Annotated in this window: 21 protein-coding genes; 15 read left to right on the top strand and 6 right to left on the bottom strand. The window is 73.0% G+C overall.

Annotated features, from left to right (window positions below):
- Positions 1 to 54: 54 nt before the first annotated feature.
- From ACTMSW_RS28575 to ACTMSW_RS28605, 7 genes are all read left to right on the top strand, one after another.
- Positions 55 to 2,316 carry a HAMP domain-containing protein gene (locus ACTMSW_RS28575; RefSeq protein WP_441183823.1) on the top strand — a complete coding sequence of 754 codons (2,262 nt, stop codon included), beginning with the start codon at positions 55 to 57 and terminating at the stop codon, positions 2,314 to 2,316.
- 1 nt (position 2,317) lies between these two features.
- On the top strand, positions 2,318 to 3,559 hold the full coding sequence (pgsB, locus tag ACTMSW_RS28580; RefSeq protein ID WP_441183824.1) for a poly-gamma-glutamate synthase PgsB: 1,242 nt from the start codon (positions 2,318 to 2,320) through the stop codon (positions 3,557 to 3,559).
- Complete coding sequence (locus ACTMSW_RS28585) at positions 3,556 to 4,041, top strand: poly-gamma-glutamate biosynthesis protein PgsC/CapC (protein ID WP_441183825.1); 486 nt, start codon at positions 3,556 to 3,558, stop codon at positions 4,039 to 4,041. Before pgsB ends, ACTMSW_RS28585 begins: the two co-directional genes overlap by 4 nt.
- 466 nt (positions 4,042 to 4,507) lie before the next feature.
- Complete coding sequence (locus ACTMSW_RS28590) at positions 4,508 to 5,119, top strand: DUF6230 family protein (protein WP_441183826.1); 612 nt, start codon at positions 4,508 to 4,510, stop codon at positions 5,117 to 5,119.
- Between the two features lie 18 nt (positions 5,120 to 5,137).
- Positions 5,138 to 5,728 (top strand): DUF6114 domain-containing protein, encoded by a 591-nt coding sequence (locus ACTMSW_RS28595; RefSeq protein ID WP_441183827.1) that lies wholly within the window; start codon positions 5,138 to 5,140, stop codon positions 5,726 to 5,728.
- Positions 5,728 to 6,477: a hypothetical protein gene (locus tag ACTMSW_RS28600; protein ID WP_441183828.1), complete on the top strand. Its 750-nt coding sequence runs from the start codon at positions 5,728 to 5,730 to the stop codon at positions 6,475 to 6,477. The genes ACTMSW_RS28595 and ACTMSW_RS28600 overlap by 1 nt, the downstream gene beginning before the upstream one ends.
- Before the next feature lie 12 nt (positions 6,478 to 6,489).
- Complete coding sequence (locus ACTMSW_RS28605; RefSeq protein WP_441183829.1) at positions 6,490 to 7,344, top strand: M15 family metallopeptidase; 855 nt, start codon at positions 6,490 to 6,492, stop codon at positions 7,342 to 7,344.
- Positions 7,345 to 7,409: 65 nt separating this feature from the next.
- Here ACTMSW_RS28605 and ACTMSW_RS28610 read toward each other — a convergent pair whose 3' ends face one another.
- Positions 7,410 to 8,087, bottom strand: a complete 678-nt coding sequence (locus ACTMSW_RS28610) for a Crp/Fnr family transcriptional regulator (protein WP_007466162.1) — start codon at positions 8,085 to 8,087, stop codon at positions 7,410 to 7,412.
- A 218-nt stretch (positions 8,088 to 8,305) separates the two neighbouring features.
- Here ACTMSW_RS28610 and ACTMSW_RS28615 point away from each other — a divergent pair, with 218 nt between their 5' ends.
- The 6 genes from ACTMSW_RS28615 to ACTMSW_RS28640 all read left to right on the top strand — a co-directional run bounded on the left by ACTMSW_RS28615 (position 8,306) and on the right by ACTMSW_RS28640 (position 13,682).
- Complete coding sequence (locus ACTMSW_RS28615) at positions 8,306 to 8,968, top strand: adenosylcobinamide amidohydrolase (protein WP_441183830.1); 663 nt, start codon at positions 8,306 to 8,308, stop codon at positions 8,966 to 8,968.
- Positions 8,969 to 9,025: 57 nt separating this feature from the next.
- Positions 9,026 to 10,192: a CapA family protein gene (locus tag ACTMSW_RS28620; protein ID WP_441183831.1), complete on the top strand. Its 1,167-nt coding sequence runs from the start codon at positions 9,026 to 9,028 to the stop codon at positions 10,190 to 10,192.
- A gap of 82 nt (positions 10,193 to 10,274) precedes the next feature.
- Complete coding sequence (gene nth / locus ACTMSW_RS28625) at positions 10,275 to 11,063, top strand: endonuclease III (protein WP_441183832.1); 789 nt, start codon at positions 10,275 to 10,277, stop codon at positions 11,061 to 11,063.
- A complete protein-coding gene (locus ACTMSW_RS28630) occupies positions 11,060 to 11,707 on the top strand; it encodes a TlpA family protein disulfide reductase (RefSeq protein WP_441183833.1) in 648 nt (215 codons plus the stop codon). The genes nth and ACTMSW_RS28630 overlap by 4 nt, the downstream gene beginning before the upstream one ends.
- Positions 11,704 to 12,396, top strand: a complete 693-nt coding sequence (locus tag ACTMSW_RS28635; protein WP_441183834.1) for an NUDIX hydrolase — start codon at positions 11,704 to 11,706, stop codon at positions 12,394 to 12,396. Before ACTMSW_RS28630 ends, ACTMSW_RS28635 begins: the two co-directional genes overlap by 4 nt.
- Before the next feature lie 107 nt (positions 12,397 to 12,503).
- Positions 12,504 to 13,682 (top strand): MarP family serine protease, encoded by a 1,179-nt coding sequence (locus ACTMSW_RS28640; RefSeq protein WP_441183835.1) that lies wholly within the window; start codon positions 12,504 to 12,506, stop codon positions 13,680 to 13,682.
- A 10-nt stretch (positions 13,683 to 13,692) separates the two neighbouring features.
- Here ACTMSW_RS28640 and ACTMSW_RS28645 read toward each other — a convergent pair whose 3' ends face one another.
- The 4 genes from ACTMSW_RS28645 to eccCa form a co-directional block, all read right to left on the bottom strand.
- Positions 13,693 to 14,418: a phosphatase PAP2 family protein gene (locus ACTMSW_RS28645; RefSeq protein WP_441183836.1), complete on the bottom strand. Its 726-nt coding sequence runs from the start codon at positions 14,416 to 14,418 to the stop codon at positions 13,693 to 13,695.
- A gap of 52 nt (positions 14,419 to 14,470) precedes the next feature.
- Positions 14,471 to 15,265: a phosphatase PAP2 family protein gene (locus ACTMSW_RS28650; protein ID WP_441183837.1), complete on the bottom strand. Its 795-nt coding sequence runs from the start codon at positions 15,263 to 15,265 to the stop codon at positions 14,471 to 14,473.
- A 54-nt stretch (positions 15,266 to 15,319) separates the two neighbouring features.
- A complete protein-coding gene (gene mycP, locus ACTMSW_RS28655) occupies positions 15,320 to 16,702 on the bottom strand; it encodes a type VII secretion-associated serine protease mycosin (RefSeq protein ID WP_441183838.1) in 1,383 nt (460 codons plus the stop codon).
- 74 nt (positions 16,703 to 16,776) lie between these two features.
- A complete protein-coding gene (gene eccCa / locus ACTMSW_RS28660) occupies positions 16,777 to 20,718 on the bottom strand; it encodes a type VII secretion protein EccCa (RefSeq protein WP_441183839.1) in 3,942 nt (1,313 codons plus the stop codon).
- Between the two features lie 101 nt (positions 20,719 to 20,819).
- On the opposite strand from eccCa, the gene eccD reads away from it, so the two are divergent.
- Positions 20,820 to 22,220 carry a type VII secretion integral membrane protein EccD gene (gene eccD, locus ACTMSW_RS28665; protein ID WP_441183840.1) on the top strand — a complete coding sequence of 467 codons (1,401 nt, stop codon included), beginning with the start codon at positions 20,820 to 20,822 and terminating at the stop codon, positions 22,218 to 22,220.
- Between the two features lie 34 nt (positions 22,221 to 22,254).
- Here eccD and ACTMSW_RS28670 read toward each other — a convergent pair whose 3' ends face one another.
- Positions 22,255 to 22,761: an inorganic diphosphatase gene (locus ACTMSW_RS28670; protein WP_357042220.1), complete on the bottom strand. Its 507-nt coding sequence runs from the start codon at positions 22,759 to 22,761 to the stop codon at positions 22,255 to 22,257.
- 393 nt (positions 22,762 to 23,154) lie between these two features.
- Here ACTMSW_RS28670 and dacB point away from each other — a divergent pair, with 393 nt between their 5' ends.
- Positions 23,155 to 24,633: a D-alanyl-D-alanine carboxypeptidase/D-alanyl-D-alanine endopeptidase gene (gene dacB / locus ACTMSW_RS28675; RefSeq protein ID WP_441183890.1), complete on the top strand. Its 1,479-nt coding sequence runs from the start codon at positions 23,155 to 23,157 to the stop codon at positions 24,631 to 24,633.
- The last annotated feature ends 51 nt before the right edge of the window (positions 24,634 to 24,684 follow it).

Here is a 24,684-nt window from a genome sequence, read left to right on the forward strand (position 1 = left end):
CGCCACGATCGAGATTGGCGTTGGTTCCGAGATCGCGTCAGGGAGGAATTCGCCATGAGCAGCACGGGCGGAGGTGATCAGTCCGCGCCGGACCGGCGGACTGACCAGGACAGGTATCGCGGCCAGGCTCCGGTCGCGACACCTGGCGCCAGCGCGCTGCCGCAGCAGCAGATGTTCGCGTGGCGGAGACGGGCGCTCGACCAACAGTTGCCCTCCGCCGGGTTTCCCGCCGGCTCCGCCAGGCCGTCCCTGCTCTACCTGTGGGCGACCATGGTCCTGTCCGCGGCGATCGTGCTGGGGTTCGCGGTCCACAGCCAGCGGGCGGTGCCGCCGGCGGTGGTGGACTCGCAGCGCGACAACGTGGCGAAGGTGGCCGCCAGTACGCGGCTGAGCATCCAGCACTCCATCGACGAACTCGACCAACGGATCGCGGCGAGGGATCCGGCCATTCCCGACCCGGAGCTGCTCAAGCAGGTGGTGGGTGACGGATCGACCTGGAACGGGGCCGCGATCGTCGAGACGGCCTCCCGCCGCCCGCTGGCGACCCACGGTCCGGGGTTGCCGCTCGAACTCCTCCCGCCGGTGTTGCCGCCCAGCGGCACCTTCCCCGTCACCACCGCTGACGGCCCCGCACTGGTGCGCGGGCTCGCGCTCGACGGCTCCCGGACCCTGCTCGCGGTCCAACCGCTCGACGTGGACGAGCTGCGGCTCAACCCCAGCGCTCGGCAGGGCGTCTTCGTGCTCACGCCGGACGGCAAGAGCACCCTGATGCAGGGCGTCAGCGCCGTCGACCAGGTCCACCATCCGGTGGTCTTCCGTGGTCTGGCGGGTTCGACGTCGAGCGAGGGGCGCCCGGTCCGGGTGACCGAATGGCCCGACAAGCAGTTGGTGGTGTCCTCGGCACCCGTCGGCGAGACCGGCGTGACGTTGGCGACGATGATCGTTGCCGACGAGATGAGCGGCACCTCGCTCCCGCGCGGGGTGCTCGTCGGCGTGACGCTGCTGCTCATGGCCGTACCGAGCTTTCTCCTGATGCGGCTGGCCCTGGTCGTTCCCGTACGGTCGCTGCTCGCCCAGGCGAAGGACATAGCGTGCGGATCCGTCCCCGAGAAGCGGAGGCGGCTGTTCGTGGCCGAGGCCCATCGCATCGGCCGGGTGCTCGGTCCTTCGCCGGGCGACCCGTCCGGAGGCAGCGGGCGACGGTGGCGGCGGTGGCGGCCGACGGTGACCCAGGGCCTTGCCCTGGCCACCGTGGTGGCGCTCCTGTGGCCGGCGGCCGCTGCGGCGGCCACGCTGCGTGAGCCGGAGCCGTCACTGCCTCAGCAGCTCGTCCGGGACGAGGAGAGCCGCGCGGAGGCGGCCAGCACCCTGCTGGGCAAGGCGCTGAACAACGGTCTGCAGACCGTCATCCGTACGTCCCAGGCCGCCGAGGCCGGCAGCCCCGAGCAGGTGAAGCCCATGCTCGAGCACGAACTCGCCGACCGGCAGCGGTTCCGCAGCCTGTACCTGATCGGGGCGGACGGCAGGACGGTGGCGTCCGCCGGACGGGAGCCGCTCCGCAAGGAGCCGCTGAAGGGCGCGGCGGGCATCGACCTCGACGACAAGGTCGCGCGGCTGCCGGTGGTGTACGCGTTCCAGGTCGGGGCCAACGGCGTCGCGACCGTCGGTGAGTTCAACATCGACTACCTGCTGGAGATGCTGCGTGCGGTCGACGGACAGGTGCGGGTCGTCGACGAGGATCTGCGGACCGTGTTCGACTCGGAGGGGTTCCGGGCCTTCGAGGAGCTGGAGGGCAGCGCCCGCGGTGCGGCGGCCAGGTCGCTGGAGGGCGGAACGGTCGGCCGGGCCACGAAACCGGACGGAACTCCGGCCCTGATCGCTGCCGCCGGCCTGAACACACCCAACACGGTCAGCGGTCTCAAGTGGTCTCTCGTCGTGGAGCAGGACCTGAACGGACTACGACTCCCGCAGAGTGACGGCCGACGGTGGACGCTGCTCGTGGCCGCCGCGGCGACCGGTGTCGTGGTGCTCACGCAGGTGTGGCAGTACTTCGTGTTCGCCCGTCCACTGCGCCGGCTGGCCGCTTCGGCCGACAGGATCGATGCCGGGTCGCTCGACACACCCATCCCGCCGCAACGGCATGACGACATCGGCGCTCTGGCCGTCTGTCTGGAGGTCTGCCGGCAGGTACGCCAGGCCGGCTCGTCGCGGCTGGGCGGTGCCACCCGGTTGCGAGGCCCGGAGCACGACGCCACCGCCGTGCTTCCGGAGGTTCCGCCTCGACCTGAGCACGCCGACCGAAAGGAGAGGAGCTGACGTGGCGTACCTCTACCTCGTACTCGTTCTCTGCTGCCTGGCTCTGCTCGTCGGGGGGATCGTCGAGCAACGTAACCACTACCGCAACCTGAGCAGGATCCCGAACCGGGTCCTGATCAACGGCATCCGGGGCAAGAGCTCGATCACCCGGTTGTGCGCGGGCGCCCTCCGCGGCGGTGGTCGCACGGTGGTGGCCAAGACCACCGGCACCGCCGCACGGTTCATCTTTCCGGACGCCAGCGAGGAGCCGGTCCACCGCAAGTTCGGCATCGCGAACGTGGTCGAGCAGATCGGCATCGTCCGCCGGGCAGCCGTCTACCACCCGGACGCCCTGGTGATCGAGTGCATGGCCGTGATGCCGGCACTGCAGGAGACCAACCAGAGCAAGCTGATCCGCTCGAACATCGGGGTGCTCTGCAACGTCCGCGAGGATCACCTCGCCGAGATGGGACCCACGCTGGACGACGTCGCGCGATCATTGAGCAGGTCCATGCCGGTGGGCGGGATCTGCATCACCGCCGAGCGCGACCGGCTGGACATCCTGCAGGAGGAGGCGGACCGACGCGACTGCCACCTCATCGCCATCGACCCCGAGTCGGTCACCGACAAGGAGATGGACGGCTTCGGGTGGATCACCTTCAAGGAGAACGTCGCGATCGCCCTGGCCGTGGCCGATCAGTTGGGCGTCGATCGGCACAGCGCCCTCAAGGGCATGTGGGAGGCGCCTCCCGACCCCGGCGCGCTGTCCGTGGCGCGGGTCATGAGCGGTGGGAAGAAGCTCCGGTTCGCGAACATCTTCGCCGCCAACGACCCGGAGTCCACCCTGATGAACATCCAGCAGTTGCAGGACCAGCGGCTCATCACCCGTCCCCTGACGATGGTCATCAACTGCCGGCCGGACCGAATCGAACGCAACGGGCAGATGGGCGACATGAGCGGGCGGGTGCAGCCGGAGAGGATCGTCCTCATCGGCGAGGTCACCAAGAGCGCGCGAATGCGCGTGCCGGCGGAGCTTCAGGACCGCATCGTCGACATCGGGGGCAAGCTGGCTCCCGATTCCCTGCTGGCGGCCGTCACGGAGGCCACACCGGCCGACTCCTCGATCGTCGCCGTCGGCAACATCCACGGACAGGGCGAAGTGCTGATCCACGAACTGGCGGGTCTGCCGGGTTGGACCTGCGAGGACGGGTCACCATCCGCCTCCATGCTCCAGAACCCGACCGGGGAAAGGATCGAACGATGAACTTCGGTGGTGAACTCAGCGCTCAACTCGCGACCGCGAGCCTCGGTATCGGCCTGGTGTTCGCGCTGCTCTGCTACCTGGCCACGAACCTCTCGCCCGGTGGCATGATCACACCGGGCTGGATCGCCCTGACCCTGATCGAGGACCAGCTGCAAGCGGTGATCATCTTCGGGATGACGATCCTGACCTACCTGCTCACTCTCGTGCTCCAGCGGGTGGTCATCCTCTACGGCAAACGGCTCTTCGCCGCGATCGTGCTGCTCAGCGTGCTGTTGCAGCTCACCCTGTTCGTCATCGTGCAACGGGACCTGCCGCTGCTGTTCGCCCACCAGACGCTGGGCTTCGTCATTCCGGGCCTGATCGCCTACCAGCTGGTTCGCCAACCGCCGAAGGCGACCGTCCTGGCGACCGTCGTGGTCACCGGCATCACGTTCGGCCTGGCGTACAGCGGGGTCGTGGCGGGCTTCGTGCCGGTGACGTGATCCCGGCCTCCGCGAGTGTCGACAGCGGTCGGCCGGGTGCCCGGTGGGCGCCCGGCCGACGAACGTCGCGAGGTCAGCTGGAGTAGCCGCGCTCGGCGATCCAGTCGGCCATGTCGTCGTCACGCATCCAGTAGTGCGCTTCAGGGTCGTAGGGATCAGATCAGTTCCCCGGCCCTCGCCGAGCGGTTACCCGGGGCGGAATTCCGAAAACGCCTCGCCGCGGCGGGTGAAGGAGCAGAATGGCCCCCCGCTTCCCGTGGGCCACCTCCGAGCGGAGGTGACCGCCGACATTCGTCACTCCGAGTGACAACTCGGTGAGCGCTGGTAGCGTCCGAAGGTGAGCCTCCGTCGCGGTCGACAGGCTGCGCGGGCAGCGCAACGGCCTCCCGCAGCCAGCGGTAGAAGAGTTGGATGTGGGTAAGCCACCCTGTCCGATCACTCCGCGCAGTAACACCGAGGAGGAATCGTGCAGGACAAATACGAGAACTCAGGTGGCACCCGGTGGCGGCGCTTCGCCGCGATGACGGTGCCGGTCGCCGCCGTGGCGACCGCCGTCGTCTTCGGCATCGGGAACGGCGCGGTGGCGGCCTCGTTCGCGGTGTCCAACCAGACCTTCAAGGTCTCGGCCACCGAACTGCGCGGCGAGGGCTTCGTCCAGTACGGGGGGATCGCCCAGGAGGTGGACGGCACGGGGAACCCGGTGGCGGTGACGGGCATCCGCGAGGCGGAGATCGTGGATCTCTGCCAGTCGGTCAAGACGCCCGGCGCTCCCGTGGTCCTGAAGATCACGGCCGGTGGCGACGGCAGACCGGCCACCGCCAGCGATCTGGTGATCGACGTGGTGTCGCTGGAGGGAGACGTGGTGTTCCGGGACATCAACATCGGGCAGGACGCATCGACGCTGGAGGGCGGCCCCCCGGGCGCGAGGGGCGAACCGGGGGCTTTCGGCCAGCAGGCCGAGGGGGTCACCATCACGAATCTCCGCCAGGTGGCCCGGGCGATCGAGGCGGAGAGGTTCAATCTCCGCGGGCTCAAGTTGAAGGTCGACGTCGGGGAAGCCGCGAAGGAATGCTTCTGAGCCTGGCAGGAGGTGCACGTGGCAGGTGACAGACCGCCTCGGGTCCGGTTCAACCGGTACCTCGGTCCCGGGGACACCTTCCGTCGCTGGCGACGGAGCCGGCCGTTCTGGGGTGGGCTCCTGACGGGTCTCGCCGGTCTGGAGATCTTCACTACGACCCAGATGTCGTTCAGCACCATCACTCTCCAACTCCGACCGACCGGCTTCCTGTCCTGGCTCATACCCGTCATCCTGTTCGCGTGCGGGCTCCTGATGTGGATCACTCCGCAGCAGCGGACCTTCTACGCGGTGGTCGCCGTGGTGGCTGCGGTCTACAGCCTGATCGGGGTCAACCTCGGCGGATTCCTCCTCGGTACGGTGCTCGGCACCATCGGCGGCGGCCTCGGGTTCGCCTGGATGCCGGGTGTGCGGTCGGTCGGGGAAGCGCCGTCCGAGGGTGTGGCGGCCGACGACGGCGCGGACGCCGACGGCGAGCCGGACCCGGACCCGTCCACCGACGATCGGGCGCATCCTGACCAGGGCGTCGACCCGGGCCGGGACGCCCCGGCCCACGGTGACACCGCCGTCAGGGGACCGGGCGCGGGCAACCGGCCTCCGCGTGACAGCTGATGGCGAGCAAGGACAGCCGGCGGGTGGCTCAGCCGACGGTGTCCTCGGCGCCCTGGCAACGGGACCTGCCGATCGTCGCCGTGCTCCTGGGACTCCTCGGCCTCTCCGCCGCGGCGACGCTGACCGCACCCGGATCCGCCCGGGCCTGCGCCCCGACTCCGCCGTCGGCCGGCACGTCCGCTTCTCCGCCGAGAACTCCGTCGGCGGACTGCGCCACGGCTTCCCCCGCCCCCTCCACCGGTGGCCCCGAGCCGACGCCGTGGCCGCGGATCGCCCTCGATCCGGGGCAGCCGCTGGTGGCGGCCGATCCCCGGCGGCTGAGCGGATCCCGAATGACGATGACCGACCTCCGACTCGAGGGCGTCGTCGACCTGCCCACCGCTGACGGCCCCCTGACCGTCTTCAAGTTCACCGTGCAGCGCGCGGTGGTCGACGACTTCCGCCTGGACGCGTCCAGCCCGGCAGGGCCGACGCGCCGGTCCCCGGCGCCGGCGGGCCGGTTGACCGTGCAGGACGGGGCCGCCTTCTACGCCACGCGTCTCGTCGGCCGTCTGCTGGACATCGAGATCACCCTCCGGCCCGACCTGCCCGTGCCCGATCCCCTCGGCGCGCGGCGGTACGCCTCGGCGACGCTGACCGAGCCGGCCATCGACGTGGCCTTCATCAAGGGTGGCGTGGTCCGTACCGGTGCGACCCTCGACCGCGCGGGCGCGACCGCGATACCCCCACGAAGGCGTGGTGGTGGCTGATAGACAGGAGGTATGTGGCGACCGGGACATGGCCGTCGTCGGTACGCCGGGTCCGGCGAGCCGGCCGGTCGGCGCTCCTGCCGGACGGCGCTCGCGCTTCTGCTCGTCGTGGTGGCCGCCGTCGGCCTCGACCGCTCGGCCACCGGGGCCACACCGTCCGCGACGGCGCACCGTGAGGCCCGTCTCGTCGTCCTCTCCGACGTCGACCCGCGGATCCTCACCGACATCAGGTACGCGACGGCGCACAACTTCGTGGGCCGGCCGATCGCCGGCTACTCCGAACCGCTCTGCCTGCTCACCCGTACGGCGGCCGAGGCGCTGCGGCGCGCGCAGGACGCCGCGCTCGCCCACGGGCGCAGCCTCAAGGTGTACGACTGCTACCGCCCGCAGCGGGCCGTCGACGAGTTCGTGGAGTGGGCCCGGCAACCCGGGCCGGGCCGGATGCGGGCCGAGTTCCATCCCCGGGTGGCGAAATCGGACCTCTTCGCCAAGGGCTACATCGGTGCGCCGACGTCCCACAGCGGAGGCAGCACCGTCGACCTCACCCTGGTCGACGTGCCGCCCCGCAGCCAACCGGCGTTCGACCCGGGACAGCCGCTGGTGTCCTGCATCGCGCCACCACAGCAACGGTTCGCCGACAACAGCGTCGACATGGGCACCGGCTTCGACTGCTTCGACCCTCTCGCGCACACCGGGTCGAAGGAGGTGACCGGCGCGGCGCGGGACAACCGCCGCATGCTCGGGCGGCTGATGTCCGACGCCGGTTTCGTCAACTACGACAGCGAGTGGTGGCACTTCCGGTACCGCGACGAGCCATGGCCGGGCCGGTACTTCGACCTGCCGGTGGCCCGGTCCTCGACGCGCTGACCGGTGGCGTCGGCACGTCCGGCCCGGACCGTGGAGCGGTCCGGGCCGGGAAGGTGTCGTACGGGTCAGACGCGAGCTCGGCGGGCCAGGCGCTCCGGGTCGAGGATGATGATGCTCTTGCCGTCCAGCCGGAGCCAGCCGCGCGAGGCGAAATCGGCCAGAGCCTTGTTGACGGTCTCCCGGGAGGCGCCGACGAGCTGGGCGATCTCCTCCTGGGTGAGGTCGTGCGTGACGCGCAGGACGCCCCCGTCCCGGGTGCCGAAGCGGCCGGCCATCTGGAGCAGGTTCTTCGCGACCCGGCCGGGCACGTCGGTGAAGATCAGGTCGGCCAGCGAGTCGTTGGTCCGGCGCAGCCGCCGGGCCAGCACCCGCAGCAACTGCTCGGCGATCTCCGGCCGGTTGTTCAGCCACGGGCGCAGGGCCTGCTTGCGCAGCCGCACCAGGCGGGTGTCGGTCACCGCCGTGGCGGTCGCCGTACGCGGACCGGGGTCGAAGAGCGACAGCTCACCGACCATGTCCGACGGCCCCATGACCGCGATCAGGTTCTGCCGGCCGTCCGCCGCCCGGCGGCCGACCTTGATCTTGCCGGACAGCAGGATATAGAGACTGTCGCCGGGCTCGCCCTCGTTGAAGACGATCTCGCCCTTGCGGACCTCGATCGTCTCCATCTCCTTGGCGAGCGCCTCGGCAGCCTCCGGGTCGACGCCCTGGAAGATCCCGCTGCGGGCCAGTACCTCGTCCATCGCGCACCTCCGCCTGCGCGTGCCGTCTTATCGGCCGGGTCCGCCGTCCGCTGATCCCTCGCGCGTCGCCAGTCTAGGCGCACGTGAGCGGCAATCAGAGGTGCACCCCTGGAATCTTGATCGTTGGACGTAACCCCCCGGACGCCTCCGGGCAGTACCATCGCGCGCCCGCCCGGGTGCCGAGCCCCGCACGAAGGCGCAGGTCGTAGGGTCAGCACGTGCTGAGCGACCCCTTGCTGACCACCCGCCACGAGGACGGGCGGGACGTGCCGATGCTGGTCTGGCGCCTCGCGCATCCGCTACTCAGCGTAAGCTCCGCCCCGCTCGGCGGTGGGCTCGGCCCGCGGAACTGGGTGGTCAACGCGACCGTGCCGATGTCGTACGACCGGGACGACCCGGCCGACCACCTGGCCCGGCTCGCCGACCAGCTCGGCCTCGGCGGCCCCGGGGTCGGCCTGCTCACCGGCGTCGACGTGGCGGAGGTGGTCGGCCGCGCCGACGGCGGCGTCCGGGTCTGGGTCACCGTCGGGCTGGGCACCCCGGTTCAGGCGGCCGCGCCCGCGCCGGCGGCGCTGGCCCAGCGGGTGGGGACGGTCAACATCGTGGCGTACGTCCCGGCCCGGCTCTCCGTCGCGGCTCTGGTCAACGCCGTGGCGACGGCGACCGAGGCGAAGGTCCAGGCCATCGCCGAGCTCGGGCTGCCCGGCACCGGCACGCCGACCGACGCGGTCACCGTTCTGTGCCCGGCCGACGGGCCGGAGTCGGCGTACGGCGGACCACGCTCGACCTGGGGCGCGCCGCTCGCCCGGGCGGTGCACGCCGCTGTCACCGCCGGTGGCGCCGGCACCGTGGTCCCGTGGTCGGACCGGTTGGCGGGCTGAAATCTCGACCCGATCGGCTCTCGTGGGCGCGTCGACCAACCGGTAGGGTCGCGGGCGATGTACTCTGCCGCCCCTCTTCCGACCCGCCCGCGTCGCCGCCTGGTGCTCGCGGCGGGTGTGCTGCTGTCGGTCCTGCTCGCCACCGGCTGCGCCGGGGGCGAGCCCGAAGGCGGCGCGGTCTGGCAGCCCGGGGCGGGTGGCGGTGACACCGGCGCCCCGGTCACCCCGAGCGGCGCCCCCGAACCGGCCGACGCGGCGGCGATCTCCCTCTCCGCGACCGGCGACATCATCATGGGCAACGCGCCGAACCGGCTGCCCGCCAACGGCGGCAAGGGCTTCTTCGACTCGGTCAAGAAGGCGCTCGCGGCCGACCTGGTCATGGGCAACCTGGAGGAGCCGCTCACGGTCGACACCGGCACCGGCAAGTGCGGTCCCAACTCGACCCGCTGCTTCCAGTTCCGGGCCCCGCCGGAGTACGCGGCGCACCTCAAGGACGCCGGGTTCGACCTGCTCAACCAGGCCAACAACCACGGCTACGACTTCGGGCCGAAGGGCTACGAGAACACCCAGGCGGCCCTGGAGAAGTACGACCTCGCGCACACCGGGGCGCCCGGCCAGATCACCGTGGTCGACGTCAAGGGCGTGAAGGTCGCGGTGGCCGGCTTCTCCTCGTACGTGTGGTCCAACCCGCTGACCGACATCGCCGCGGCCAGGAAGGTGATCGCCGAGGCGGCCGGCATGGCCGACGTGGTGGTCGTACAGGTGCACATGGGCGCCGAGGGAGCGGCCATGACGCGGGTCGAGCCGGGCACCGAGATGTTCCTCGGCGAGAACCGGGGCGACCCGGTGAAGTTCTCCAAGGCGATGATCGACGCCGGGGCGGACCTGATCGTCGGGCACGGACCGCACGTGCTGCGCGGCATGGAGTTCTACAAGGGCCGGCTGATCGCGTACAGCCTGGGCAACTTCGCCGGCGGGGGCAACTCGCTCAACAACGACGGCCGGCTCGGCTGGGGCGGGGTGCTCAAGGTGTCGTTGGAGCCGGACGGGACGTGGGCCGGCGGCTCGTTCGTCTCGACGTACATGAATGACGCCGGCAAGCCGACGATGGACCCGGACGACCGGGGTCTCGACCTGGTACGGGACCTGAGCGCCGACGACTTCCCGAAGACCGCGGCGACGTTCGACGACTCCGGGACGATCACCCCGCCGGCCGGCGGCTGAACCACGGACGCGGCGCCGCCCACCGCCCGCACCGCCGCGTGGACGCGGCAACCGGTCGGTCCGGCGACGTAGGCTGGCCGGCGTGACCACCAGCTCCACTCGCGCCGGCGAGACCGACCTCGGTCGTACCCGCCGTGCCCGGCGCATCGGCCGGGTGCTGACCGAGACCCACCCCGACGCGCACTGTGAACTCGACCACTCCAACGCCCTGGAGCTCGCCGTCGCGACGATCCTCTCCGCGCAGTGCACGGACAAGAAGGTCAACGAGGTCACCCCGAAGCTCTTCGCCCGCTACCCGAGCGCCGCCGACTACGCGGGGGCCGACCGGGGCGAGATGGAGGAGCTGATCCGGCCGACCGGCTTCTACCGCAACAAGACCGACTCCCTGCTCAAGCTCGGCCAGGCGCTCGTCGAGCGGTACGACGGCCGGGTGCCCGGCCGGCTCGCCGACCTGGTGACGCTCCCCGGCATCGGCCGCAAGACCGCCAACGTCATCCTCGGCAACGCCTTCGACGTCCCCGGGATCACCGTCGACACCCACTTCCAGCGGCTCGTGCAGCGGTGGCGGCTCACCTCCGAGACCGACCCGGTCAAGATCGAGCACGCGATCGGCGCGCTGTTCCCCAAGCGCGACTGGACGATGCTGTCGCACCGGATCATCTTCCACGGGCGACGGGTCTGCCACGCGCGCAAGCCCGCCTGCGGCGCCTGCACGCTGGCGAAACTCTGCCCGTCGTACGGCACCGGCCCGACCGAGCCCGCCGCGGCGGCGAAGCTGCTCAAGGGCCCCCGCGCCCGGGACCTGGCGGTCGCCGCCGGGGTCGACCCGGAACTGGTGCCCGCCCAGGCCGCCGTGGCGGACGTGCCGTGAGCAAGCGACTCGCCCTGCTGCTCGTCCCGGCGCTGCTCGCCGTCGCGGGCTGCACGACCTCCACCGACACCGGGGAGGCGACCACCAGCCGGGAGAAGGCAGCGAGCAGCCGACCCTCGCCGTTCGCCGACTGCGCCGACCTCGGCACCCCGCCCCCCTCCGCCGCACCGGCCGCGTCGACCGCACCGGCCGAGGGCGCACCGGCCGGCCCCGGCGTGGGGAAGGCGCTGCCCGACCTGACCCTGACCTGTTTCACCGGCGGCACGCCGGTGGCCCTGCGGGACGTACGCGGCCCGGCGGTCATCAACGTGTGGGCGTCCTGGTGCCCGCCGTGCCGTAAGGAGCTGCCCGCGTTCCAGCGCCTGAGCGAACGCGCCGCCGGCCAGCTGCGGGTGCTCGGCGTCAACAGCCGGGACGGCCGTGAGGCCGCGCAGTCCATCGGTGAGGACTTCGGCGTCCGCTTCCCGGTCGTGGTCGACCAGGGCGAGGCGTTCCAGCGGGCGCTGGAGCGCAACGCCATCCCCCTGACCGTCTTCGTGGACGGGCGGGGCACCGTCCGGCACGTCGACGCCTCCGGAGCGCTGGACGACACCCGCCTCGCCGAGCTGGTCCGCCGGCACCTGGACGTGGCGGTGCCGGCGTGACGCGGCAGCCGCCCGATTGGTTCGACCCGCTGCTGACCCGGCTCGGCAGCGCGCGCACCGAGGACTTCACGCGGCTGGCCACCCCGGAGACCGGGGGTCGGGAGAGCGCGGTGCTGGTGCTGCTCGGCGAAGAGCCCGGCGTCGGCCCGGACGTGCTGGTCCTCCAGCGAGCCGCCACCCTGCGCAATCACGCCGGCCAGCCGGCCTTCCCCGGCGGCGCGGCCGACCCCGGTGACGCCGACGCCGCCGCCACCGCCCTGCGCGAGGCGAACGAGGAGGTCGACCTCGACCCGACCAGCGTCACCGTCCTCGCCGAGCTGCCGAAGCTCTGGATACCGGTCAGCGACTTCGTGGTGACCCCGGTCCTCGCCTGGTGGCACGAACCGCACCCGGTGCACCCCCGGGAGCCGGCCGAGGTGGCGCACGTGGCCCGGCTTCCGGTCGCCGAGCTGGTGGACCCGGAGAACCGGATGCGCGTACGCCACCCCAGTGGCTGGATCGGTCCCGCGTTCTCCGCCCGGGGCATGCTGGTCTGGGGGTTCACCGCCGGGGTGATCTCCACACTCCTGGAGATGGGCGGTTGGGCCCGACCGTGGCCGCGTGGCCGGGTGGTCGAACTGCCGCCCACCGGGGCGGATCCGGCGCCGTCGGCGGGCACCGACGTGGTCGACGAGACGCGCGTCCGCTGATCCGGCCGTCACCCCCGCCAGCTCGGGGGATGCCGGTGCGCCGAACGGACGGTCACCTTCCGCAAGCGATGGTCATCTCACCGGCCGTGTGCCCGTACGCTTGACGGGTGTCCGCCGTGGATCTCGTACTGCTGCTGCTCATGCTCGTGTTCGCCATCAGCGGATATCGCCAGGGCTTCGTCATCGGGGTGTTGTCCTTCTCCGGCTTCTTCCTGGGGGCGCTGGTCGGGTTGCAGCTCGGGCCGCTGATGGCCCAGCAGTTCGTCGACAGCGGCACACGTGTGCTGATCTCCCTGGTCGCGGTCTTCGGGCTGGCGGTGGTCGGCCAGGCGCTCGCCGGCTGGCTCGGCTCCCACCTGCGCAAGACGATCACCAGTGACGTCGGGCGGCAGGCCGACGACATCGGTGGGGCCTTCGTCTCGCTCTTCGCCGTGCTCCTGGTCGCCTGGCTCGTCGCCGTGCCGCTCGGTTCGTCGTCGCTGCCGTGGCTGGCCTCCTCGGTCCGCAACAGCGCGCTGCTCACCGTGGTCGACCAGGTCCTGCCCGACCAGGCACAGGAGCTGTCCACCGCGCTGCGCGACACGGTGGACACGAACGGCTTCCCGGACGTCTTCGGCGACCTGGCGCCCACCCGTGCCCGGCAGGTGTCCCCGCCCGACCCGGCACTGGCCGGCTCCCAGGTGGTGGTCAACAGCCAGCGGTCGGTGGTCAAGGTGCTCGGCTCGGCACCGAGCTGTTCCCGCCGGATCGAGGGCTCCGGCTTCGTGTACGCGGACGACCGGGTGATGACCAACGCGCACGTGGTGGCCGGCACCCGCTCCACCGTCGTGGAGCTGAACGGCGACCGGTACGACGGCAAGGTCGTGGTCTACGACCCGGACCGGGACCTGGCCGTGCTGCACGTGCCCGGCCTGCCCGGCCCGTCCATGCGGTTCGCCGCCGGCAACGCGGGCACCGGGGCGGACGCGATCGTCCTCGGGTTCCCGCTCGACGGGCCGTACAACGCCCAGTCGGCACGCGTCCGGGACGTCGACCGGATCACCGGTCCCGACATCTACTCCGGCGGGAACGTGACCCGGGAGATCTACACGATCCGGGCGCTGGTGCAGAGCGGCAACTCCGGCGGCCCGCTGGTCTCCTCCAACGGGCTGGTGCTCGGCGTGATCTTCGCGGCGGCGGCGGACGACCCGAACACCGGTTTCGCGGTGACCGCCGCCGAGGCCCGGTCGGTCGCCCTGGCCGGCGCGGAGCGGACCCGGGCGGTCGCCACCGGCGAGTGCACCTGACCGGCAGGCGTCAGGGCGTCGCCGGCTGGCCCGCGACAGCCCGGTCCTCGCCGGTGCGGACGGGCGACAGCCGGGCCCGGCCCCACCGCACGCTCCGGTCGAGGATCGCGCGCGCCATGATCAGCACGCAGGTGCCGCCGTTGATGAACGACCCCACCACGTCGCTCGGGTGGTGCATGCCCCGGTACATGCGGGTCATCGCGACCCCCACCGGCACCAGCAGGAGCAGGGCACCCCAGGCCACCTTGGTCCGCGTGCTCCGGGCCCGCAGCACGAGCAGCAGCCCGATACCGAGGTAGAGCGCCACCGCCGCCGAGGTGTGCCCGGAGGGGAAGCTCGACGTGGGCGGGGAGACGTCCATGTGCTCCACGGCCGGGCGGCGTCGCTCGATCGCCATGGTGGTCAGCAGGAAGATCAGCGCCTGGGCGCTCACCGCGGCGCACAGGAAGATCGGCTCCCGCCAGCGGCGCAGCCGCAGCCGGAGGAACAGCGCCACCAGCACGGTCACGACCACGATCATGTGGGTGCTGGCCAGCGTGCTGAAGACCAGCGACACGTTGTTCCAACCGGACGTGCGGTCCGCCGCCAGGCCGCTGTTCACCCCGTGTTCCAGGGTGAAGGGCCAGGACCCGGCGAAGACCCGGGTGACCAGCATCCCGAGCACCACCATGACGGCGAGCAGGAGCGTCACCGGCAGCAGAACCCGCCGTACACCCTGGAGCACAGTGGAGGACATGAGCCGGCCATTACCCGATCGGTGATCTCGCCACGCCTGACGGCTCCGCCGCTCAGCCGGCACGCGTCGGTTCGTCCCCCTCGCCGGGGTCGACACCGTCCCTGGTGACCCGGACCGCCGGCAGACCGACGTGGTGGCGCCAGGTGGTGAACGCGGCGGTCGTCGCGGCCACCACGGCGACGCCGAGCAGCCAGCCGCCCACCACGTCGCTGGTCCAGTGCACCCCGAGGGCCACCCGGGTGAAGCCGGTCAGCACGACGAGGACCAGGCCGGTCCCCCAGAGCGCGGCACGCTGCACCGGCTGCCGCGCGTACGGCAGGAAGACCAGCACCAGGACGCCGGCGGCGAGGGTGGCGTTCAGCGCGTGCCCGGAGGGAAACGCGAAGCCGGCGGCCCGGGCCACCGGGTCGAGCAGATCCGGCCGGTGCCGCCCGACGAGCAGTTTCAGCAGCGGACCGAGCAGACCACCCACGACCATGGTGGTGGCCACCCAGAGCGCCAGCCGCCGGGCCTGCCGGCGGACCAGCCAGATCACCAGGACCAGCGCGGCGGCCCGCAGCGGCATCGGGCCGAACACGTCGGTCCAGACGATCAGGAACCGGGTCCAGCCGGGCCGGTCGAGCGCCCAGTCGTGCAGCGCGTCCGTCACCGTCGCGTCCCAGCGGTGCAGGGGCGACGAGGACGCCAGGACGAGCAGGGCCAGCAGTGAGAACGGCACCAGGACCAGGAAGGCCGCCGCCGAGGCCAGGGTGAGCCGCAGGCCGAGGGAGTGGTCCGGGTCGAGGCGACGCCGCCGCCACGAGGGCCGGGTGTCGGGCGGCAGGGTACGCGGACCGGACGTGCTCATGGGAGCCGTTCTACCCTGGACGCGGCTCCGTCAGACCCGGAACGGCGGAAACCCTCAGCGACCCCACAGGCGGAGCCGGCGTACCACCAGCGCGGCCCCGGTGAGCAGGGCGACCAGTACGGCGATCCCGGTCCAGAAGCGTTCCGGGGTGCTGTCGTCCTCCGCGCCGGCCGGCTGCGCCGACCACCGGGTCTGCTGACGGGGCGCGGAGAGGCCGAGCCCGTCCCGGTCGGCTCCGGCCCCCTCTGCCTGTGCCGACCCCGGAGCCGGGCCGAACCCGACCACGCCCGGCGAGGACTGGTCGTCGAGCGGGTTCCGGCCGACCGCCGGCACCTCGGCGTCCAGTGCGGCGACCGGGTCGACCATCCCGTACCCGAAGCGGTCGTCCCGGCCGGTGGGACCGATGTCCCGGGCGGTGGTGAGCAGCCGGTTGACCACGTCCCCGGCGGACATCTGCGGGTAGCGGGCCCGGATCAGCGCGGCGGTGGCGGCCACCAGCGGTGCCGCGAAGCTGGTGCCCTGCACCCGCCAGTACCCCCGGTCCGGGCGCGCGCCGACCAGGCCCGTCGCGGGCGCGGTGAGCACCGTCGCGCGGCCGGTGATCGCACCCGACCACAGGTTCTCGCTGTTGCGTTCCAGGCCGGACACCGCGACCACGCCCGGCTCCCGGGCCGGGTACCAGACCTTGCTGTCCGACGAGGTCGCCAGGTTTCCGGTGCAGGCCACCACCACGACGTCCCGGGCGAAGGCGTAGTCCAGCGCGGCGGCCAGTGCGGGACTGTCGCTGCTGCCGCCGAGGGACAGGTTGATCACGCGGGCACCGTGGTCGACGGCCCAGCGCACCCCCTTGGCGACGATCAACGCGTCGTCGTAGCGGTTCTCCGCGTCGAGGACCCGGACCGGCAGGATCCGGGCGTCGGGCGCCAGCCCGACGACTCCGCGTTTGTCGTCGTTGCGCCCGGCGATCAGGCCGGCCACCGTGGTGCCGTGCCCGACCGGGTCGGGAGCCGCCGTGCCGTCGGGCGTGACCAGGTCGACCCCGGGCAGCACCTGGCCGGCCAGGTCCGGGTGGTTGACGTCCACACCGGAGTCGATGACCGCGACGACGACGCCACGCCCGGTGGACGTACGCCAGGCGGTCTCCGCCCGCAGTTCGTCGAGCTGCCACTGCTCGTCGCGGACCTGGTCGGGGCGCTCCTTGCCGTCCGGTGCCCGACGGACCTTCGGGGCCTTTGGGGCCTTCGCGGCCCGCTGGGCGGGAACCGCACGGACCTCGGCGGCCCGTTCGGCGCGATCCGGGCGGGGTACGGCCTCCACCGGAGCGACCGGGCCGGCGACGGACGCGACGGTGGCCGCCACGCCCAGGAAGGCCCGGACGGCGAACCGTCGAGCGGCCGGCGGAGCGCTGTGCCGCACCCTGGTCACATCATCAGCCATTCATCGCGACGCAAACATGACGATGGGAGATTACCGGTTCCGGAGCGCCCAGCGGGTCGTTCCGGGAACGCGGGTCACATCGGGGGCAGATGAGCCAACTGCACGAGCCGTACGCCCTCGCGCCGCGTGACCAGTCGACCACGCCCCGGAGGCAACGGACCGGGCCGGACCGGACCGACCAGCGCGCCCTCGTCGGGGTTGCCCGCCATCACGAGCCCCGCGGTGGACAGCTCCCGCAGCCGTTGCACGATCGGCTCGTACTGGGACCGGCCCGCGCCACCGGACCGCCGCGCGAGCACCAGGTGCAGCCCGACGTCCCGGGCGTGCGGCAGGTGCTCCTCCAGCGCGCGCAACGGGTTGGCCGGGCCGCTGGCGACCAGGTCGTAGTCGTCGACCAGGACGAACAGCTCCGGACCGCTCCACCAGGACCGTTCCCGCAACTGCGCCGGGGTGACCTCCGGACCGGGCAGCCGGCCCTGGAGGTAGCCGGAGGCGGACTCGATCAGGTCCGTGGTGTGGCTGGCCGCCGTGCCGTACCCGATGAGGTGGTCGGTGGTGATGGTGTCCATCAGGCTGCGCCGGTAGTCGACCAGGATCACCCGGGCCTGCTCCGGGGCGAATCGCGTGACGATCGAGGTCGCCAACGCGCGCAGGAACGACGACTTGCCGCACTCCGCGTCCCCGAACACCACGAAGTGCGGCTCGGCCGCGAAGTCCAGCACGACCGGGCGCAGGTCGGCCTCGGCGATGCCGACGGGGAAGCGCAGGCCGGTGGTCGCCGTCAGGTCCAGGTCGGCGTACGGCAGGACCGGTGGGAGCAGGCGCACCGGGGGCGCGGTCGGCCCCTGCCACGCGCCGGCGACCTGCTTGACCAGGTCGGCGGTGTCCGCGCCGGCGAGCTGCGGCAGCGCGGTGAGGAAGTGCAGGCTCTCGGCCGTGACGCCCCGGCCGGGCGTCTTCTCCGGCACGTTCGCCGCGGCCCGGCGGGCGACCAGCGAGTCGGACGGGTCACCCAGGCGTAGCTCCAGCCGGGAGCCGAACAGGTCGCGGATCGCCGGCCGGAAGTCCAGCCAGCGCACCGCCGTCGCCACCACGTGCACCCCGTACGACAGGCCCCGGGTGGCGAGGTCGGTGATCAAGGGTTCCAGGTCGTCGTACTCGCCGCGCAGCGTGGCCCAGCCGTCCACCACGAGGAACACGTCCCCGAACGGGTCGGCGGCCGGTTGCCCGGCACCGGCGGCACGTCGCTGCCGCCAGGCGGCCATCGACTCCACACCCAGGTCGGCGAAGCGCTGCTCCCGCTCGGCGAGCAGGGTCGCGATCTCTCCGACCGTACGCCGGACCGCCGTCGGGTCGGTGCGTCCGGTCACTCCGCCGACGTGCGGCAGGTCGCGCAGTACGGCGAGACCACCGCCGCCGAAGTCCAGGCAGTAGACCTGCACCTCGGCGGGCGTGTGGGTGAGCGCCAGCGCGCAGACCAGGGTCCGCAGCGCGGTCGACTTGCCGCTCTGCGGCCCGCCCACCACGGCCACGTGCCCGGCCGCACCGTCGAGGGCCAGCCAGAACAGGTCACGCCGCTGCTCGAAGGGCTTGTCCACCACGGCCACCGGCACGCCGAGCGCACCGTGCAGCTCCGGGTTGCCGAAGCAGAGACCCCGTGCCGGGTCGATCCCGACGGGCCCGAGCATCTCGTCCAGCGCCGGAGCCCGGCCGAGCGGCGGGAGCCACACCTGGTGCGCGGGCGGGCCCTGCCCGGCGAGCCGGCCGACCATCAGCTCCAGCAGGTTCGTGCCGCCGTCCTCCTCCGCCGGGGGCAGGGCGGGCGGCCCGACCGGCTCGGGCACCGGCACGTGGTGCGTGGTGAAGGTGAGCAGGCGCGGCGCGCCGGCGTCGCCCGGGCCCGCCGCGTCGCCGCGTCGGCGCACCGTCTGAGAGACGTACGCCGCCCGGAACCGCACCAGCGGCTCCGTGCCGAAGCGCAGGTAGCCGTGCCCCGGGGAGCGGGGCAGGTCGTGCGCGTCGGGCACCCCGAGCACCGTCCGGGACTCCAGGGCCGAGAAGGTCCGCAATCCGATCCGGTACGACAGGTGGGTGTCCAGTCCCCGTAGGCGCCCCTCCTCCAGGCGCTGGCTGGCCAGCAGCAGGTGCACGCCGAGCGAGCGGCCGAGCCGACCGATCTGGACGAACAGGTCGATGAAGTCCGGCTTGGCGGACAGCAGCTCGGAGAATTCGTCGCAGACGAGCAGCAGCGACGGCAGCGGTGCGAGCGGAGTGCCGGCGGCCCGGGCCCGTTCGTAGTCCCGGAGGCTGGCGAAGTTGCCGGCCCGACGGAGGAGTTCCTGGCGGCGCACCAGCTCCCCGTTGATCGCGTCCACCATCCGGTCGACCAGTGGGAGCGCGTCGGCCAGGTTGGTGATCACCGCGGCGGTGTGCGGCAGCCGGTCGAAGGAGGCGAAGGTGGCGCCGCCCTTGAAGTCGACCAGCACGAAGTTGAGCTGCTCGGAGCTGTGCGTGGCGGCCAACCCGAGCACCAGCGTCCGGAGCAGCTCCGACTTGCCGGAGCCGGTCGCGCCGATCAGCAGGCCGTGCGGCCCCATCCCGTCCTGCGCGGACTCCTTGAGGTCCAGCTCGATGGCGCCACCGTCGGCGCCCACCCCGATCGGCACCCGGAGCCGCTCCCGGGCCGACCGGGGCGCCCAGCCCTGCTCGGCGGTGAAGTTCTCCGGGTCGCCGATGCCCAGCAGCTCGGGCAGACCGAGGTCGACCGCCGAGGCCGCGTCGGACCCGTGCACGGTGGTGGCCAGCCGGAGCGGCGCGAGCCGCCGGGCCACGGCCTCGGTGTCGGCCACGTCGAGCCGGTCCGGCGTACCGACCTCGGCGTGACCCTCCGCCGAGTACGAGTGCAGCCGGCCGTGCCGCAACTCCAGCAGCAGCGCGAAGCGGTCGAGCAGGCGTGGTGGTGGGGTGTCCAGGTCGATGACCGTGACGGCGTCGATGCCGCTCTCCCCGGTCAGGTCGGCGGCGCCGGTGAGGTCACCCCCGTCGAGGACCACCACCACGTGCGGGCCGTCGGTGGCCGGACCGGCGGGACTGAACCGGGACCGGCTGGCCAGCACCTCGTCCAGCAGCCTCTCCAGTTCGCTGGCGGAGCTGGTGACCAGCCGTACCGGGCCGAGGGCGTCGGTGCGGACGGGGTGGTGGGCGTGCGGCAGCCACTTGACCCACTCCCAGGCGTCCCGCCGTTCCGGCCCGGCGCAGACCGCCAGCAGCAGCTCGTCCGGTGCGTGGAAGACGGCGAGCTGGGTGAGCATCGCCCGGGCGAGCGCCTGGGCGGCGGTCGAGCCGGACCCGGGGGTGGCGTCCCGTACGAAGACCCGGGCGAAGCTGCGCAGCGACAGGGCCACCGGCAGGTCGGGCACCACCGAGTACGCGTCCAGGAACCGGCGCAGCGCGCCGGCGGTCATCGGCTCCAGCTCCTCGAGCGGGCGGGTGACCGGGGGGACCAGCGGGGTGGCGAGGGTCTGCGGGCCGACGCCGACACGGACCACCGCGAAGTCGGGATCCCCGGGGCGCCGTTCCCAGACGCGGTGGCTGTCCACGGTCGACCAGAGCCGGCCCGGGTCCGGGTGCCGGTAGTACAAGCCGGCGCGCTGCTGCCCGGCGGTCTGCCGGACCCGTCGGCGCAGCCCGGTGAGGTGCCGCAGGTACTCCCGGCGGGCCGCCATCATCTCGGACTTCTTCGGGGTGCCGGAGGCGCTGCCCCACGAGGTGACAAGCATGGCGAGCGAGGACAACCCGAACATTCCGCCGACGACGTACGAGTAGGCACCGCCGCCCCGGCCGAACATCATCGCCATCGCCACCGTGCCGCCGAGCATCGGCAGCACCATGAGCATCTGCTGCCAGCGCCCACCGGTGACCGCCGGGATCTCCGGCGGTGCCTGCACGGGCAGCTCACCGACCGGAATCTCCGGCGCCGGCCGGCGCGGCGGTCGCTTGATGACGACAGTGGACACTCGACCTCCCGACAGCGCTCGGTAACTCGAGCCTGGCTCATGGTAGGTAAAGTCCTGTCGTCCGCACACCCACCCACCGTGCTCGATATGGAGATCAGTCGATGACGATCGGGCTGGCCCGGGTCACCATCAGCGGCCCCCAGCGGCGGGTGGACGTCGCCCTGCCGGAGCAGGTACCCCTGGCCGAGCTGCTGCCCGAGGTGCTCCGGCACGCCGGCGAGGGCCTCGCCGACGACGGTGAGCGGCACGGCGGCTGGGTGCTGCGCCGCACCGACGGCGCGGTGCTGGCGACCGCCCAGGCGCTGCTGCCGCAGGGCGTCCGCGACGGCGAGGTGCTCCACCTCGTCCCGGCCCGCGCGCAGTGGCCGGAGCTGGAGTACGACGACGTGGTCGAGGCCATCGCCGACGGTGCCCGCCGCCGTGGCGGGGCCTGGTCACCGACGGCCACCCGGACCGCCGCCCTGGCCGGCGCCTCCGTCCCGCTCGGCGTCGGGCTGCTCGCCGTCCTGGCCGGTGGGCCCGCGCACGCGACCGGCGCGTCGGCCGCCGCCGTGGTCGCCCTGCTGCTCGCCCTCGCCGCGGTGGCGGCCTCCCGTGGGTACGGCGACGGCCCGGCCGCCGCGACCCTCGGCGGATACGCCCTGCCGTACGCGGCGGCGGCCGGTGCCCTGGTGGTCAGCTCCGGCGACCCGGTCGGCCCGCTGCCCGGGCTGCGCTGGCTCGGCGCCCCCGAACTACTGGCCGGCGCGGTGGCGCTGCTGCTGCTCTCGGTCCTCACCCTGGTCGGTGTCGCCACCCGGCTGCGGGTCTTCGTGGCCGGCGTGGTGGCCGGGCTGTTCGGCGCGGCGACGGCGCTCGGCGGGATGCTGCTCGACCCGGCCGGTACGGCGGCGGTCCTGCTCTGCGTGCTGGTCTTCGCGGTGGGGGTGATCCCGCTGCTGGCCATCCGGCTGGGCAAGGTGCCGCTGCCGCCGATCACGCTGCCCAGCGGTGCGCCCGCCGGCCCGGACCGCGCCAGTGACCTGCCGGACTCCGACCGGGTCTACGCGGCGGTCGCCCGGACCGAGGAGATGCTCACCGGGATGCTGCTCGGGCACGCCGTGCTGACCGTGGCCGCCGCCGTGGTGCTCGGGCTGTCCGGCGGGACGGCGGGCCGGTGGCTGGTGGCGGTCGCGGGTGCGGTGCTGCTGCTGCGCTCACGGCTCTTCGTGGCGGTCCGGCACCGGGTCCCCACCGTGGTCGCCGGTCTGGCCGGGTACGCCGTCCTCGGCGCGGTGCTGGCCGAGCGCTCCGGCCCGGCGGGCCTGCTCGCCCTGATGCTGGGCGGCCTGGCGCTGGCCCTGGTGACCGTGGTGGCCGGCACCACGTACGCCCGACGGCCGGTCTCCCCGTACGTCGGTCGGATCGCCGACCTCACCGACACCGCCTTGGTGGTCGCGGTGGTCCCGGTCGCCTGCGCGGTGCTCGACCTGTACGAACGGGCCCGGGGGCTGCTCGGCTGAGCGGCTCCCGGGCCCGTCGGACGTCGTCGGGGTGTCAGTGCGCGGACTCGCCGCGCTCCTCGGCCTCGCGGGCGCGTCGGTACGACGCGACGATCTCGGCCTCGGCCTCCTGGCGGCCCACCCAGGTCGCGCCCTCGACCGACTTGCCCGGCTCCAGGTCCTTGTAGACCTCGAAGAAGTGCTGGATCTCCAGCCGGTCGAACTCGCCCAGGTGGTGGATGTCGCGCAGGTGCTCCTGGCGCGGGTCCTCGTAGGGCACGCAGAGGACCTTGTCGTCCCCGCCCTTCTCGTCGGTCATCCGGAACATGCCGATCGTGCGGCACCGGATGAGGCAGCCCGGGAAGGTCGGTTCGGGGACCAGCACGAGCGCGTCCAGCGGGTCGCCGTCCTCGCCCAGGGTGCCCTCGATGAAGCCGTAGTCGGCCGGGTACTGCGTGGACGTGAAGAGGGTGCGGTCCAGCCGGATCCGGCCGGTCGCGTGGTCCACCTCGTACTTGTTGCGGTGACCCTTGGGGATCTCAACCGTCACGTCGAAATCCATCTGCACGCTCCCTCGTTTGCCCACGCTGGCCAACGGTAACCAGCGGCTCGCCACTCCCCGGACAGGTCAATGCCACCCATCCGCTCCGGCCGCCGCATAGTGTTCGGACCGAAGTAGTGTCACCCAAGCAGATTTCCGCGGGGGGAGGAGGGGGCGGTGGGGAGGGAAGATTCACACTACAGTCCGAACGGTGGCGTCGGGCGGCGGCCCGGCGGATCCGGGTCCGGCGGGTTCACCGGGCGGGTACCGGTGCCGGACGCCCATCCCGCCCACGGTTCCCGACCGGCCGGCGACGTGACGGAACGGGACAATCCGCCCAGCGGCCACGGCCGGCCCGCGCCGCTGGACCTGTGGGCCGCCGCCGCGTCCCGTCCGGCCGCCGGCCCGCCGCCCATCTCGGCCCCGCCGGCCGGCTCGGCGTCGCCCGCCCCGGCGCGGCGACGCCGGCTCCTGCCGGTCGTGCTGGCCACCGTGCTCATGCTCGTCCTCGCCGGCGTCGGTCTGGCCGTGGTCCGTCCCGGCCCGGTCGGGGAGTGGCTGGGTGACGACCCGGGCGCGCCGCAGGCCGCCGCCCGGCCGCCCGAGCCGGCGCCCGTCGCGGTGCTGGCCGCCGCCGACCCGAACGCCCCGCTGCCCACCGCCGCGGGCGTACGCGCGGCGCTCGGCCCGCTGGTCGGCGTACCGGCGCTCGGTGACCGGGTCAACGTCTCGGTCGCCGACGTCGCCACCGGCCAGCCGCTGTACGGCAAGGGCGAGGACGCCGGCACGGTGCCCGCCTCGGTGACGAAGCTGGTCACCGCCGTCACGGTGCTCGCCGCACGCGGCTCCGGGTACCGCATCCCCACCCGGGCGGTCGCCGGCGCGACCCCCGGCGAGGTGGTGATCGTCGGCGGCGGCGACCCCACCCTCGCGGTCGACAAGAACGGCTTCTACCCGGGTGCGGCCCGGCTGGACGACCTGGCCGGGCAGGTGAAGACGGCGCTCGGCGGCACGAAGCCGACGAAGGTGGTCGTCGACTCGACGCTCTACTCCGGCCCGGTCCACGAGCCCGGCTGGGACTCCGACATCCCCGACGGCGGGTACGGCGGGGCGGTCACCGCCCTGATGGTCGACGGCGCCCGCAGCGACGTGCCGCAGGCGAAGAAGGACCACGAGAACGGCAACCACGCCGCCGACCGGGTGTCCCAGCCCGACCTCGCCGCCGGCCGCTCCTTCGCCCGCCTGCTCGGGGTGCCGGCCGACGCCGTCACCAAGGGGAAGGCGCCGGCCGCCGGTGCCGACGCCACCGCCGGGGCTCCCGGCACCGAGCTGGGCGTGGTGTCCTCCCTGCCGATGGTCCGGCTGGTCGACATCATGATCAGCGACAGCGACAACCTGGTCGCCGAGGCGCTCGCCCGGCAGGTGGCGCTGGCCCGGAACGAGACCGCGTCGTTCGCCGGGGGCGGGAAGGCGATGGACGCGGTGGTGGCCGAGCTGGGACTGCCGGCCGACGAGCTCTCGCTGGCCGACGGCAGCGGCCTGTCCCGCAGCAACCGCATCAGCCCGTCGTTGCTCACCGACGTGCTCGCGCTGGCCGGTGACGGCACCCGGCCGGACCTCGCCGCGATCTTCGGGGGGCTGCCGGTGGCCGCGTGGTCCGGCACCCTCGCCGACCGCTTCGAGGGCCCCTCCCGGGCCGGCGCCGGGCTGGTCCGCGCCAAGACCGGGACGCTGACCCGGGTGCACGCGATCGCCGGCCTGGTCAGCACCGCCGACGGTCGGCTGCTCAGCTTCGCCGTCCTCACCGACGACGCGCCCCCGGACGGCCTGACCGCCGCCCGCGCCGCCCTGGACCGCATCAGCGCCACCCTCACCACCTGCGGATGCCGCTGACCTGGGCCGACAGCCGACCCCGGGTTCGGGTGTTCCGGCGCGGGTACGGTG

The organism is Micromonospora sp. BQ11, assembly GCF_052068135.1.
Classification (GTDB): Bacteria; Actinomycetota; Actinomycetes; order Mycobacteriales; family Micromonosporaceae; genus Micromonospora.

Bases quoted from the DNA above. Each gene is read 5' to 3' on its own strand.
- ACTMSW_RS28620 (WP_441183831.1), top strand. From the start codon at position 9,026: ATGTACTCTGCCGCCCCTCTTCCGACCCGCCCGCGTCGCCGCCTGGTG.
- ACTMSW_RS28600 (WP_441183828.1), top strand. From the start codon at position 5,728: ATGGCGAGCAAGGACAGCCGGCGGGTGGCTCAGCCGACGGTGTCCTCG.
- ACTMSW_RS28575 (WP_441183823.1), top strand. From the start codon at position 55: ATGAGCAGCACGGGCGGAGGTGATCAGTCCGCGCCGGACCGGCGGACT.
- ACTMSW_RS28645 (WP_441183836.1), bottom strand. From the start codon at position 14,418: ATGTCCTCCACTGTGCTCCAGGGTGTACGGCGGGTTCTGCTGCCGGTG.
- ACTMSW_RS28650 (WP_441183837.1), bottom strand. From the start codon at position 15,265: ATGAGCACGTCCGGTCCGCGTACCCTGCCGCCCGACACCCGGCCCTCG.
- eccD (WP_441183840.1), top strand. From the start codon at position 20,820: ATGACGATCGGGCTGGCCCGGGTCACCATCAGCGGCCCCCAGCGGCGG.
- mycP (WP_441183838.1), bottom strand. From the start codon at position 16,702: ATGGCTGATGATGTGACCAGGGTGCGGCACAGCGCTCCGCCGGCCGCT.
- ACTMSW_RS28605 (WP_441183829.1), top strand. From the start codon at position 6,490: ATGTGGCGACCGGGACATGGCCGTCGTCGGTACGCCGGGTCCGGCGAG.
- ACTMSW_RS28610 (WP_007466162.1), bottom strand. From the start codon at position 8,087: ATGGACGAGGTACTGGCCCGCAGCGGGATCTTCCAGGGCGTCGACCCG.
- ACTMSW_RS28670 (WP_357042220.1), bottom strand. From the start codon at position 22,761: ATGGATTTCGACGTGACGGTTGAGATCCCCAAGGGTCACCGCAACAAG.
- ACTMSW_RS28585 (WP_441183825.1), top strand. From the start codon at position 3,556: ATGAACTTCGGTGGTGAACTCAGCGCTCAACTCGCGACCGCGAGCCTC.